The organism is Rhodococcus sp. BP-241 (assembly GCF_019836145.1).
GTDB lineage: Bacteria > Actinomycetota > Actinomycetes > Mycobacteriales > Mycobacteriaceae > Rhodococcoides.
Window position 1 is genome coordinate 1 of the sequence record NZ_JABUEI010000014.1, and the last position, 12,852, is coordinate 12,852.

The 12,852-nt window shown below is 69.8% G+C and carries 9 protein-coding genes and 1 other RNA gene; 6 read left to right on the plus strand and 4 right to left on the minus strand.

Features of this window, described 5'->3' with window-relative positions; all coding sequences use genetic code 11:
- The first annotated feature begins 42 nt into the window (after positions 1–42).
- The 3 genes from rnpB (at position 43) to HQ308_RS20615 (ending at position 2,554) form a co-directional block, all read left to right on the plus strand.
- Positions 43–466: RNase P RNA component class A (rnpB, locus tag HQ308_RS20605), an RNA gene on the plus strand.
- Between the two features lie 470 nt (positions 467–936).
- Positions 937–1,122: a hypothetical protein gene (locus HQ308_RS20610; protein WP_037185713.1), complete on the plus strand. Its 186-nt coding sequence runs from the start codon at positions 937–939 to the stop codon at positions 1,120–1,122.
- A 16-nt stretch (positions 1,123–1,138) separates the two neighbouring features.
- Positions 1,139–2,554 carry an RNB domain-containing ribonuclease gene (locus HQ308_RS20615; RefSeq protein WP_222647722.1) on the plus strand — a complete coding sequence of 472 codons (1,416 nt, stop codon included), beginning with the start codon at positions 1,139–1,141 and terminating at the stop codon, positions 2,552–2,554.
- Positions 2,555–2,620: 66 nt separating this feature from the next.
- Here the strand turns inward: HQ308_RS20615 and HQ308_RS20620 are convergent, their stop codons facing one another.
- The 4 genes from HQ308_RS20620 to panB all read right to left on the minus strand — a co-directional run bounded on the left by HQ308_RS20620 (position 2,621) and on the right by panB (position 6,486).
- Complete coding sequence (locus HQ308_RS20620; protein ID WP_222647723.1) at positions 2,621–4,156, minus strand: CYTH and CHAD domain-containing protein; 1,536 nt, start codon at positions 4,154–4,156, stop codon at positions 2,621–2,623.
- Positions 4,157–4,195: 39 nt separating this feature from the next.
- The gene (gene pip / locus HQ308_RS20625) at positions 4,196–5,161 is read right to left on the minus strand and encodes a prolyl aminopeptidase (protein ID WP_027505785.1); all 966 of its coding nucleotides are present in this window, start codon (positions 5,159–5,161) and stop codon (positions 4,196–4,198) included.
- A gap of 2 nt (positions 5,162–5,163) precedes the next feature.
- Positions 5,164–5,580, minus strand: a complete 417-nt coding sequence (locus HQ308_RS20630) for a hypothetical protein (RefSeq protein ID WP_308115845.1) — start codon at positions 5,578–5,580, stop codon at positions 5,164–5,166.
- A gap of 69 nt (positions 5,581–5,649) precedes the next feature.
- A complete protein-coding gene (panB, locus tag HQ308_RS20635) occupies positions 5,650–6,486 on the minus strand; it encodes a 3-methyl-2-oxobutanoate hydroxymethyltransferase (protein ID WP_222647725.1) in 837 nt (278 codons plus the stop codon).
- 134 nt (positions 6,487–6,620) lie between these two features.
- Here panB and HQ308_RS20640 point away from each other — a divergent pair, with 134 nt between their 5' ends.
- The 3 genes from HQ308_RS20640 (at position 6,621) to HQ308_RS20650 (ending at position 12,844) form a co-directional block, all read left to right on the plus strand.
- The gene (locus HQ308_RS20640; protein ID WP_308115846.1) at positions 6,621–8,210 is read left to right on the plus strand and encodes an alpha/beta hydrolase; all 1,590 of its coding nucleotides are present in this window, start codon (positions 6,621–6,623) and stop codon (positions 8,208–8,210) included.
- Between the two features lie 103 nt (positions 8,211–8,313).
- Positions 8,314–9,654, plus strand: coding sequence for a type I glutamate--ammonia ligase (gene glnA, locus HQ308_RS20645; protein ID WP_027505789.1), 1,341 nt, complete (start codon positions 8,314–8,316; stop codon positions 9,652–9,654).
- 175 nt (positions 9,655–9,829) lie between these two features.
- Entirely contained in the window at positions 9,830–12,844 is a 3,015-nt protein-coding gene (locus tag HQ308_RS20650; RefSeq protein ID WP_222647728.1) for a bifunctional [glutamine synthetase] adenylyltransferase/[glutamine synthetase]-adenylyl-L-tyrosine phosphorylase, read from the plus strand.
- Positions 12,845–12,852 lie beyond the last annotated feature (8 nt).

A 12,852-nucleotide genomic window follows, 5' to 3' on the forward strand; every position in this document is an offset into this window, starting at 1 on the left:
GGTGGGACGGGGGTGGCGGAGCGGCTACCATGACGGGGCGGACGAGTTGGCCGGGCGGCCGCGGCACGGAGAACTGACGACCGGCGTCGTCAAGCTTCGAGCCGAGGAAAGTCCGGACTCCACAGAGCAGGGCGGTTGCCAACAGCAACCCGAGGCGACTCGCGGGACAGTGCCACAGAGAAGAGACCGCCGACCGGTCCTCGGATCGGTCGGTCAGGGTGAAACGGTGCGGTAAGAGCGCACCAGCACCCCGGGTGACCGGGGTGGCTCGGTAAACCCCGCCCGGAGCAAGATCGAAGGTCGCACCGCCGTTCGCGGTGGTGCGTCTGCGCAGGTGTTCGAGGGCTGCTCGCCCGAGCCTGCGGGTTGATCGCTCGAGGTACCCGGCGACGGTGTGCCCAGATGGATGGTCGCCACCCGGGATTCGTCCCGGGGACAGGATCCGGCTTACACGCCGACTCGTCCGCGCACACGACCAGCACGGACCGCTACGTCGGAGGGCGGACTAGAACATACGTTCGATGTCCTCTACAGTGAGTCTCGGCGGGCCGGCGGTAGGAAACTACGGGAAGCGTCGGCCCGCCGCCACGTATCGAGTCCTCCTGAACGACGAAAGGCCCCGTCCTCGATGAGGGCGGAGCCGTTCGTGAGCAGAGTGGATCAGATGGGGTCGACCACCAGCAGGGTGGCCCAGTACGTCGCGGCGTCATGGCCCATCAGCGGCAACAGTTGATCGAAGAGAAGGGTCGACATGTCGTACTCCTATCGGGTGCGTGGTCCGGCTCCGGTCCGGCGTGTGTACCCGGACATGCGAGAAGTGTAACGCGGCCGCTGGTCCCGCGGTGTGTGCGGTCGGCGCGTCGCCGACCGTGAATCACGAGGCCGCAGAACGCGAAGTCTGTTCCGTCGGGGCGGATCTGGGGCACACTGTCGATCATGAGTGACGACGACGATCAGTGGTACTTCCGTATCAGCGACAAGGCTGTCGTGCAGGGCAAGGAGGCCGGTGCGATGGACCGCATGGGCCCCTACCCCGACAGGGCCACCGCCGAGCGCGCCCTCGAGATCGCCGCGGAGCGTAACAAGGCCGCGGACGACGCCGACGACACCTGGTCTTCGTGACCGCATCGGCGCGCTCGTGACCGCGTCGGTATCGAGGCGGGCCGTTGCGCCTCGGGTCGACGGTGTCGACTTCTCGGCTGTGCGCGCCGAGTTCGACCTGCCGACCGGGTACCCGCCCGACGCGGTCCCGGTGGCGGACTCTCGTCCGACGCGGCGCGACGCGACCGACCTGGAGTTCGTGACCATCGACCCGCCCGGGTCGATGGATCTGGACCAGGCTCTCGTCGTCCACCGCACCGACGCGGGTTTCCGCCTGTACTACGCCATCGCCGACGTCGGTGCGGTCGTCACGCCGGGAAGCGTGCTGGACGAGGAGGTGCGCCGCCGTGGACAGACGCTCTACCTCCCGGACGACAGCGTGCCGCTGCACCCTCGGCAGATGTCCGAGGATTCGTCGTCCCTCCTGCCGGACCGGGTACGGCCGGCCGCGCTGTGGACCATCGACACCGACCCCGCGGGGACGGCGACGTCCTGGCACGTCGAGCCGGCGACGGTGCGCTCACGGCAACGGTTCACCTACGCCGAGGTGCAGTCGGCTGTCGACTCCGGCACCGTGCATCCGTCGCTGACGGCGCTGCAGGATCTCGGTCGGGCGCGGCGGGCCCTCGCGGTCGAGCGCGGAGCCATCGAGCTCGCGCTGCCCGAACAGGAGGTCGTCGCCGACGGTTCCGACCGCGGCGGATGGCGCCTCGAGATCGCGCCGCGCACCGAGGCCGACGCGTGGAACGCCGAGATGTCCCTGCTCACCGGAATGTGCGCCGCCGCGATCATGCTCGAGGCGAAGGTCGGCATCCTGCGCACTCTCCCGCCGCCGGGCGCGTCGGACGTCGAGGCACTGCGGGCGGTGGTGCGGGCACTGGGCCTGCAGTGGCCGACCGGTGCCTCGCCCGGCCAGGTTCTTGCCGGCCTGGACCCGGCGGCTCCCACGACTCTCGCCGTGATGACCGAGGCGACCACGCTGTTGCGCGGCGCCGCGTACGTCGCCTTCGACGGTGAGACACCCGAGGAGCCGGACCATTCCGGGATCGGTGGCCCGTACGCCCACGTCACCGCGCCGTTACGTCGGCGCGTCGACAGGTACGCCACCGAGGTGTGTCTCGCTCACTGTGCCGGAACCGCTGTCCCCGACTGGGTGCTCGCCGAGTTCGCAGAGCTGCCCGACGCGATGCGGCGCAGCGATTCGCTGGCGTCGAAGGTGGACCGTGCGTGTATCGACCTCGTCGAGGCCAGGGTGCTGGCGGACCGCGTCGGCGACACCGTCTCGGCCGTCGTGCTGCGCGGACGAACCGACAAGCGGCCCGCCGAGGTCTTCGTTCCCGAGTACACCGTCGTCGGCCGGTGTTCGGGAGACCCGGCCGAGGGCACGACCGTCACCGTGCGGGTGGGGCCGGTGGACGTCGCGACCCGGCGAGTGGAGTTCTCGGTCGGGTAGGCCGGAGGCCGGTCGTCGGGTAGGCCGGAGGCCGGTCGTCGGTGGTCGGGTAGGCCGCTCAGGTTGTCAGCCGAGCGAGGCTGCGCGGCGCCGCAGCTTCGTCCACGCGCGGGGGAGCGGCTCCAGCGCGTCCGCGCTGTCGTGTCCCTCGTTCGCGTACAGGACACCGAAGGTGAAGGTGTCCTCGCCTCGCTCGGCCGCGGAGGCGGCTTCGGTCAGGATCGTGGCGCGCGACACCGCACTGTCCTGGACGTCGCCGAGGACGGACTGCACCTTCTTCGCTGCCTTCGCGACGTCGGCGGCCGTCGTGCGTACTGCTCCGTCCGAGAGTGCGCCCGCCGCTGCCTCGGCCGCGTAGCGCAGCTTCTTGGCGTTCTTGCGCACGTCGTGCAGAGCCTCGGCACGCTCGTCGCCGGTGAGCGCGGCCGCGTGAGCCTCGGCTCGGGCGATCGTGCGGTACTGGCCGCGAAGCACCTTCCGGAAGACCTTGTCCGCGCGGCCGTCCGACGGACCGACGGTGGGTGCTGCCAGGAGTGCATCGAGTGCGTCGAGCAGGGCGAAGTAGCGCTCGCCGCTCAACTCCCGCACGATCTCCTCGTGCGCGAGCGTGTACAACCGTCGCTGGGTGCCGACGAGGGTCTCGACCACGGGACCGCGCACAGCGTCGGACGGCAGCGCCGAGAGCGACGCGTCGTAGCGGGCCGCCAGCACCTCGGCGTCGCGAGCGGTGCCGAGAATGTCGGCGAGCCAGGACAGTTCGCCACGGACCGCGTCGACGGACGGTCGGTCGAGCAGGTCGCGGTAGGACCGCAGCACGCTGCGCAGTCGCCGCGTGGCGACGCGCATGGCGTGCACCGCGTCGTCGTCGTTCTCCCGCACACGCGGATCCGCCGCGAGGAGAGCGGACACGTCGGTGGCCAGGGCGGCGAGCAGCGCGGACCCGGCGGTGCCGTCGGGCGTGGCATCGCCGGTCCGGAGATCCGCCAGGCGGGATCCGAGCGCCCGTGCGAGCTTCGACGGTGAGGAACCGGGGTCGGCGCCGTGGGAGAGCAGGTAGGTGCTCACCTTCTCCAGGGTGCGGCGGTCACCGTCGATCAGCTCCACCTCCCATTCACGCCAGCGAACAGTGGTGTCGTCCAACAGGTTCCGGGCGGTGACGGTGTCGTCGCACAGCTCCGCGGCGGTCTGGTGCCGCTTCGTGGCCACTACGGTGACGATGCGGCGGGTCTCGATGCTCGCGACGGGCACGAGCGGTTTGCCTCGCACGTGCGCCGTCACACGATCGGCGACCTCGGCCGGCACGCGAGCGGTGTTGCCGCCCGCGGACAGCGGGCTCCGCAGCTCGAGACGCTCGTCGGACGAGACGGGCATCTTGATGTGCCATCCCGCGTCGGAGCTTCCGGTCCGTCGACGCACCGTGATGCGTCGACGCGCCAGGTCGAGATCCGGGGTGTCGAAGTACGTGGAGACCGGGTGTGTCAGCTCCGGCGCGGACGCGGACACGATCGACTTCGCCCCCGTGAGCTCGGGAACCGGCGTGTCCATGCCGACGTCGAACTTGGCCTCGATCTCCGTGTGCGCATCCGCACCACCTGAACTCATGGTGACATCTTTACCACCTGCAGGTGAACGGCCGGTTCGTCAGCGGCGGAAGGAGTCCGTCGCTTCGACGAGGTGATGGATGATTCCCGGTTCCGCGGCGGAGTGCCCGGCGTCGTCGACGATGTGGAGTGTCGACGACGGCCAGGATCGATGCAGATCCCAGGCGCTCGTGGCCGGGCACACCACGTCGTAACGGCCCTGCACGATGACACCGGGGATGTGGGCGATGGAGTCCATGTTCGCCAGCAACTGATTCTGTTCCAGGAACCCCTGGTGCACGAAGTAGTGATTCTCGATGCGCGAGAACGCGAGTGCGAACCGTGCCTCGGAGTTCTGCTCCACGCGTTCCGGTTTCGGGAGCAGGGTGCTGGTGGCGCCCTCCCACGTGGACCACGCGACCGCCGCGTTCAGCGCGGTCTCCGGGTCGGACGAGTGAAGGAGTCGGTGGTAGATCTCCACGGGGTCGCCGTCGCGCTCCGCCGCCGGGATCGGGGCGAGAAACTTCTCCCACAGTTCTGGGAAGAGGTGTCCTGCGCCGCCGCGGTAGTACCAGTCGATCTCCGACTCACGCAGCAGGAAGATGCCGCGCAGCACCAGTGACGTGACGCGGTGCGGGTGCGCCTGGGCGTACGCGAGCGACAACGTCGATCCCCACGACCCGCCGAACACCGACCACGTGTCGATGCCGAGATGCTCACGCAGGACCTCCATGTCGGCGATGGAGTGTCCGGTGGTGTTGACGGAGAGATCGGCGCCGTCGGCGACGTGCGGCGTGGACCGACCGCACCCGCGCTGGTCGAACAGCACGATCCGGTAGGCCTCGGGATCGAAGTAGCGACGCTGATCGGGACCCGTGCCGCCGCCCGGTCCGCCGTGCACGAACACCACCGGAGTGCCGTCGGGGTTGCCGCTGACCTCGAAGTGGAGGTGCTGCCCGTCGCCGACGTCGAGCATCCCCGAGTCGTGCGGGTCGAGTTCGGGGTAGAGGGACCGGCGCGCCGTCATCGTCACAGCCCCACGAGGCCCGACGCGAGATCGGGAATCTCGAGGATGTCGACGACCTGGCTCCGGACGTCCGAGCACGCGTCGGTCGCGGCCGTGTCGACGATCCCGCGGTTCTGGATCACCGCGGCGTTCAGTCCGTAGCGTGCCGCCCACGTCTGCACCAGGATGTTCAGGCCGCCGCGGCCCACGGTCGGGCCCTGCACGCGCCAGTTCGACAGCTGTGCCTCGAGGTCGGTGCACAGCGACTGAGCCTGATCCTCGGACACCGTCGGGGTGGCCGCAGCCGCCGACGTGGTCGTCGTGGGAGCGGCCGTCGTCGTCGACGCAGTGGTGGTGTCCGTCCCGCCTGCGCACGACGTCAGGGTCACGGTCGCTGCTGCCAGAACACCCGCCGCGGCGAGTCCATGTCGCATCATCATGGCCCCGAGTGTGCCACCCGGGTGCTTCCCCGACCGGCTCGCCCGCGTCGCTCGCCAGGGGTCGCAGTCCTAGAAGCTGTGCTCCTGCGCGGGGAAGGCCCCCGACCGCACCTCGGCGGCGTAGTTCGACGCCGCGGCGCGCAGCTGGTCGCCGACGTCGCCGAAACGCTTGACGAACTTGGCGGTGCGACCGCTGGTGAAACCGGCCATGTCCTGCCAGACGAGAACCTGGGCGTCGCACTCCGGACCGGCACCGATGCCGACGGTGGGGATCGTCAGCTTGCGCGTCACCTGGCCGGCGAGATCGGCGGGCACCATCTCCATGACGACGGCGAAGGCGCGAGCCTCCTGGACGGCGATGGCGTCGGCCACGAGCTGCTCGGACGCGTCGCCGCGGCCCTGCACGCGAAAACCACCGAGGCCGTTGACGCTCTGCGGGGTGAAGCCGATGTGCGCCATCACGGGGATACCGGCGGCGGTGATGGCGGCGATCTGCGGGGCGACACGCTCGCCGCCCTCGAGCTTGACCGCGTTGGCCTGGCCCTCGCGCATGAAGCGGACAGCGGTCTCGACGGCCTGCTGCGGAGAGATCTCGTAGGTGCCGAACGGCAGGTCGGCGACCACGAGTGCATTGGGGGCGCCGCGGACCACGCCGCGGACCAGGGGGATGAGCTCCGCGATGTCGATGTGCACCGTGGTGTCGTAGCCGTAGACGACATTGGCGGCCGAGTCGCCCACGAGCAGGACGGGGATGCCGGCCTCCTCGAAGATGCGCGCGCTCGAGTAGTCGTAGGCGGTGAGCATGCTCCAGCGGTCGCCGGAGGCCTTCATCGCCTGCAGGTGGTGGGTGCGGGTCTTGCGGCCCGTGGGTGCGGATCCGTACAGCGGGGTCTCAGCAGCAGACATCGAGCGTCCCTTTCGTCCTCGAGGCCCGCTCGGCGGGTCCCCGGGTAGAGGTGATGACGGGTTCAGTCTGCCACCGCCGGGTTCCGCGGCACGAGTGCGCTTGGTCACACACGACGCCGTGCCACCATCGAGAGGTGTCCTCACGTCGCGCGTCCGTCCGTCTCGCCGTCTCCCTCTCGGTTCTCGCAGTGCTGGCCGCGGCGTGCGGCTCCGATGTCGGCGGCACTCCCACCGACGACGAGGGTGGGTCCGTGCCCGTCACGACGACGGAGACGCGTGCCGATCAACCGTCGACGCTGGACGCCTTTCGGGCGCAGCGTGTCACGTGGGGATCGTGCGAGGGATTCGTGACCGACGGGTCCGAGCTGGACCCGAGCCTGCAGTGCGGCCGGGTGACCGTGCCGATCGACTACGACGATCCCGCCGGGCCCACCGCCTCGCTGGCGCTGTCCCGGTCGGCGGCGACGGGGGAGAAGGTGGGCTCGATGCTCGTCAATCCGGGCGGACCCGGCGCATCGGGCCTCTCCACCGCGACCGTGGCGCGGGGTACCGCCGTCGAATCGTCCTTCGACGTCATCGGATTCGACCCTCGGGGCATCGGTGCGTCGGTGCCGGCGGTGCGCTGCGACACTCCGCGGGAGTTCGACGCCGAGCGTGCGGACAACGACGTGGACACCTCGCCCGCCGGCATCGCCGAGACCGAGAAGGAGAATCAGGACTACGCCGCGCGGTGCGCCGAGCGCAACGATCCGGTGTTGCTCGAACACCTCACGTCGGCCGACGTCGCGCGGGACATGGACGTCGTCCGGTCGGTGCTCGGCGACGATCAGCTGACGTATCTCGGATTTTCGTACGGGACGCGGCTGGGCTACACCTACGCCGAACTCTTCCCCGAGAACGTTCGCGCGATGGTGCTCGACGGCGCTCTCGACCCCGCTGCGAACGCGGCCGACGAGGTGGTCGCCCAGGGCGCAGGCTTCCAGTCGGTGTTCGACGCCTTCGCGGCCGACTGCGCGGGGCGGTCCGACTGTCCACTCGGTACCGACTCGGCGGGAGCCGTGCGTTCCTTCCGGGCCCTGGTCGATCCGTTGGTGGACCGGCCCGCGAGCACCGAGCTCACCGGGCCGGAGGGTGCCCGCTCGCTGAGCTACGACGACGCCGTGACCGGAGTGCAGCAGGCGCTCTACAGCACCGAACTGTGGGGACCGTTGCGGCGCGGACTGACTCAGCTGGAGAACGGTCAGGGCGACATCCTGCTCTCGCTCGCCGATCTCTACAACGGGCGCCTGAGCGACGGCACGTACAGCAACACCAACGACGCGTTCACCGCCGTGCGGTGCGTCGACGATCCGCGGGTGACCGACCGGGCGGAGGAGGGCGCGCTCGACGCCCGGTTCCGCGCCGCCGCGCCGTTCCTGGACGACGGCCGGGGCAACGGCACCGCGCCGCTCGAGCCGTGCGCCTTCTGGCCGGTCCCCTCGGCAGCCGACCCGGGGCCGGTCTCGATACCGGGACTCGCACCGACCGTGGTGGTCTCGACCACCGACGATCCCGCCACCCCGTACGAGGCCGGGGTCGCTCTGGCCGCGCAGCTGGGCTCGTCGCTGATCACCTACGAGGGAAATCAGCACACCGCCTCGTTCGCCGGGATCGCCTGCATCGACGACGCCGTGTCCGCCTACCTCGTCGACCTGATGCCTCCACCAGCAGGTCTGCGCTGCTGAGCCGTGACCTCACAGTCGTCGCCACCGCGCTGTGAGGTCCAGAAAGTGCGACCGGTTTCACGATGTAACACGGATTTAATGCAACGTGCCTAGCCTGACGGTCATGGATCGCCAAAAGGAATTCGTGCTTCGCACTCTGGAGGAGCGCGACATCCGGTTCGTCCGTCTGTGGTTCACGGACGTGCTCGGCTACCTCAAGTCCGTGGCCATCGCTCCGGCCGAACTCGAGGGCGCGTTCGAGGAGGGCATCGGCTTCGACGGCTCGGCGATCGAGGGCTTCTCGCGAGTCTCCGAGGCCGACACCGTGGCCAAGCCCGACCCCACGACGTTCCAGATCCTGCCCTGGACCACCAGCAAGGGCGAGCAGCACTCCGCCCGCATGTTCTGCGACATCGCGATGCCCGACGGGTCGCCGTCCTGGGCCGATTCCCGGCACGTGCTGCGTCGCCAGCTCTCCAAGGCCGCAGACCTCGGATTCAGCTGCTACGTGCATCCCGAGATCGAGTTCTTCCTGTGCAAGGAACTGCCCGACGACGGTCGGCCCCCCGTCCCCGCGGACAACGGCGGCTACTTCGACCAGGCCGTCCACGACGAGGCGCCGAACTTCCGGCGTCACGCCATCGACGCCCTCGAGTCCATGGGCATCTCGGTGGAGTTCAGCCACCACGAGGCCGCGCCCGGTCAGCAGGAGATCGACCTGCGCTACGCCGACGCCCTGTCCATGGCCGACAACGTGATGACCTTCCGCTACCTCGTCAAGGAGGTCGCGATCGACGAGGGCGTGCGTGCGACGTTCATGCCCAAGCCGTTCAGCGATCAGGCCGGCTCGGCCATGCACACGCACATGAGTCTGTTCGAGGGCGAGACCAACGCCTTCCACAACCCGGACGACCCCATGCAGTTGTCCGAGACCGGCAAGGCCTTCATCGCGGGCATCCTCGAGCACGCCAACGAGATCAGCGCGGTCACCAACCAGTGGGTCAACTCCTACAAGCGTCTGATCCACGGCGGCGAGGCCCCCACGGCGGCGTCCTGGGGTCCGTCGAATCGCTCTGCGCTGGTACGCGTTCCGATGTACACGCCGAACAAGGCGTCGTCTCGCCGCGTCGAGATCCGCAGCCCCGACTCGGCGTGCAACCCGTACCTCACCTTCGCCGTGCTGCTCGCGGCCGGACTGCGCGGTGTGGAGAAGGGGTACACGCTGCCGCCCGAGGCCGAGGAGGACGTGTGGTCGTTGACCTCCGCCGAACGCCGCGCCATGGGCTACCGGGAGCTGCCCAGCAGCCTCAACGAGGCGCTCGCCGCCATGGAGGGCTCCGAGCTGGTGGCCGAGGCGCTCGGCGAGCACGTCTTCGACTACTTCCTGCGCAACAAGCGTCGTGAGTGGGAGTCGTACCGTTCGCACGTGACGCCGTTCGAGCTCAAGACCTACCTGGGTCTGTAGGGCCGGCGCGACTGCGCGATTGTCGAGTGGACGGGGCTGTCGAGTAACGTCGACACGCCATGAACATGTCGGAATGCACCACCGTCCCGAGATTCGTCGACCCGCGGTTCGTCCACCCGACGTTCGCTGACGCCGACCCGGCGGTCGACTCGTACACCGTGGTGGAGGCTCGCCCGTGATTCCGCCCAGTTCCCGTTCCACCGTGCCCAGCCCCGGACGGCTCGGTCTCGTCGAGGCGTCGGCCCCGGCGAACCTGTCGCTCCTGGGCTGGACCGACGAGGACAGCACCGAGCTGCTGTGGTCCCTGTCGCGCTCGCCCGACGCCGATCTCGCGCTGCGCACCCTCGCGCGCCTCGCCGAGGATCTCGGTGACAACTGGTCCGACCTCGACGCCCGCCTGCGCACCGACAAGAGTCTGCGCGGCCGCATGTTCGCTCTCGCCGGATCGTCCAGCGCTCTCGGTGACCACCTGGTGTCCGAGCCGGAGAAGTGGCGCCTGCTCACCACCTGCACGGAGTCGTTGCCCACGGCCGACGAGCTGCGCGACTCGATGCTCGCGAGCGTCGGTGCCGTCGCGGAGACGGGCGACGACGCCCTCGGTCAGGTGTTCCGGGCCGAGCTGACCGGACCCAAGGCCATCATCGCGCTGCGCACGGCGTACCGCGACCACCTCATGATCCTGGCCGCCGCCGATCTCGCGGCGACCGTGGAGAACGAGCCCGTCGTGCCCTACGAGGTGGTCGGTCGTCAGCTGTCCGATCTGGCGGACGCGGCGCTCACCGCGGCACTGTCGGTGGCCGTCACCGTCACGTTCCCCGACGGGCCCTGCTCGGTCCGACTCGCGGTCATCGCGATGGGCAAGTGCGGTGCGCAGGAACTGAACTACGTGAGCGACGTGGATGTCGTCTTCGTCGCCGAACCCTCCAACTCCCTCGCCACCCGCATGGCCGGCGAGATGATGCGCATCGGCTCGTCCGCCTTCTTCGAGGTCGACGCCGCACTGCGTCCCGAGGGCAAGCAGGGCGAACTGGTCCGCACTCTCGACTCGCACCTGGCGTACTACCAGCGGTGGGCGAAGACCTGGGAGTTCCAGGCGTTGCTCAAGGCGCGCGCCATGACCGGTGACGCCGAGCTGGGCCAGGCCTACGTCGACGCGGTGACGCCGATGGTGTGGGTGGCCAGTGAGCGCGAGGACTTCGTCCCCGAGGTGCAGGCGATGCGCCGCCGCGTCGAGGAGATGGTGCCGGCCGAGCTGCGCGAGCGCGAGATCAAGCTGGGGCGCGGCAGCCTGCGTGACGTCGAGTTCGCCGTCCAGCTGCTGCAACTCGTGCACGGACGAGCCGACGACTCCCTCCACGAACGCGGTACCGTCGCCGCGCTGTCCGCTCTCGCCACCGGCGGCTACATCGGGCGTGACGACGCGGCCAACCTCACCGCGTCCTACGAGTTCCTCCGCCTCATCGAGCACCGGCTGCAGCTGCAGAAGCTGCAGCGCACGCACCTCCTGCCGCCGGACGACGACGACGAGGCGATGCGCTGGCTCGCCCGCGCCGCCCACATGCGTCCCGACGGCAACCACGACGCGACCGGCGTTCTGCGCCAGGAGATCCGTCGCAACGCGCAGCGGATCCGGCGGTTGCACGCTCGGCTGTTCTATCGCCCTCTGCTCGAATCGGTGGCCCGGCTGGACAGCGACTCGCTGCGCCTCAGTTCGGATTCCGCGATCCGGCAGCTCTCGGCGCTCGGCTACTCGGCTCCACAGAACGCGCTCGGACACCTGAGCGCACTCGTCGGCATGGGTGCGCGCAAGGGTCGCATCCAGTCGCTGCTGCTGCCGACGCTGCTCGAATGGCTGGGCGACACACCGGATCCCGACGCGGGCCTGCTGGCCTACCGACGGCTGTCGGAGGAGGTCGCCGAGCAGTCCTGGTTCCTGCGGCTGGTCCGCGACGAGGGCCCGGTGGCGCAGCGCCTGATGCAGGTGCTCGGGTCGTCGGAGTACCTGCGCGGTGTGTTGGTCAACGCGCCGGAGGTCATCCGGCTCTTCGCCGACGGATCGACCGGCCCCAAACTGCTCGACGTCGATCCCATCGAGACGTACGGCGCCATCCTGAAGTCCTCTGCGCGCTACGACGATCCGGTACGCGCGGTCGCGGCGGCGCGGTCCCTGCGTCGCTACGAACTGGCGCGGGTCGCCTCGGCGGACATCCTCGGACTGCTCGAGGTCCCCGAGGTGTGCCGGGCGCTGTCCTCGGTGTGGGCAGCGGTCATCAACGCCGCCCTGGACGCGGCGGTCCGTGCGTCCGTCGCCGAGCGCGGCGGCACCGCTCCCGCGTCGATCGCCATCATCGGCATGGGTCGACTCGGTGGTGGTGAATTGGGCTACGGGTCCGACGCCGACGTGTTGTTCGTGTGCGAGCCGGCCGAGGGCGCCGACGACAGCGACGCCGTCAAGTGGGCCAACGCCATCGCCGATCGTGTCCGCAAGCTCCTGGGTTCGCCGAGCCAGGACCCGCCGCTGGAGGTGGACACCGGACTGCGTCCCGAGGGGCGCAACGGGCCTGTCGTGCGCACACTCTCGGCCTACGACGCGTACTACTCGCAGTGGGCGCAGCCGTGGGAGGTGCAGGCCCTGCTCCGCGCCCACCAGGTCGCCGGCGATCAGGACCTGGGAATCCGGTTCCTGCTCATGGCCGACCGCATCCGGTACCCCGAGGGCGGAGTCTCCGAGGACGCCGTCCGCGAGATCCGGCGCATCAAGGCCCGGGTCGACGCGGAGCGACTGCCCAAGGGAGCCGACCCGAAGACGCACACCAAGCTGGGGCGCGGGGGACTGGCCGACGTCGAGTGGACCGTGCAGTTGCTGCAACTGCGTCACGCCCACCGCATTCCGGCGCTGCACAACACGTCGACCCTGGAGTGCCTCGACGCGATCGGCGCCGCGGAGCTCATGAGCCCGGGCGACGTCGACCTCCTGCGCCAGGCGTGGCTCACGGCCACGAAGGCCCGTAACGCGCTGGTCCTGGTGCGCGGCAAGCCGACCGATCAGTTACCGGCTCCCGGCAAGGTGCTGTCGGCCGTCGCGCAGGTGGCCGGCTGGCCCAGTGGCGACGCGGGGGAGTTCCTCGACAACTACCTGCGCGTCACCCGTCGGGCCAAGGCCGTGGTGGAACGCGCGTTCGGTTCCTGACCCGTACC

Bases quoted from the DNA above. Each gene is read 5' to 3' on its own strand.
- HQ308_RS20610 (WP_037185713.1), top strand. From the start codon at position 937: ATGAGTGACGACGACGATCAGTGGTACTTCCGTATCAGCGACAAGGCT.
- HQ308_RS20620 (WP_222647723.1), bottom strand. From the start codon at position 4,156: ATGAGTTCAGGTGGTGCGGATGCGCACACGGAGATCGAGGCCAAGTTC.
- pip (WP_027505785.1), bottom strand. From the start codon at position 5,161: ATGACGGCGCGCCGGTCCCTCTACCCCGAACTCGACCCGCACGACTCG.
- HQ308_RS20630 (WP_308115845.1), bottom strand. From the start codon at position 5,580: ATGATGATGCGACATGGACTCGCCGCGGCGGGTGTTCTGGCAGCAGCG.
- panB (WP_222647725.1), bottom strand. From the start codon at position 6,486: ATGTCTGCTGCTGAGACCCCGCTGTACGGATCCGCACCCACGGGCCGC.
- glnA (WP_027505789.1), top strand. From the start codon at position 8,314: ATGGATCGCCAAAAGGAATTCGTGCTTCGCACTCTGGAGGAGCGCGAC.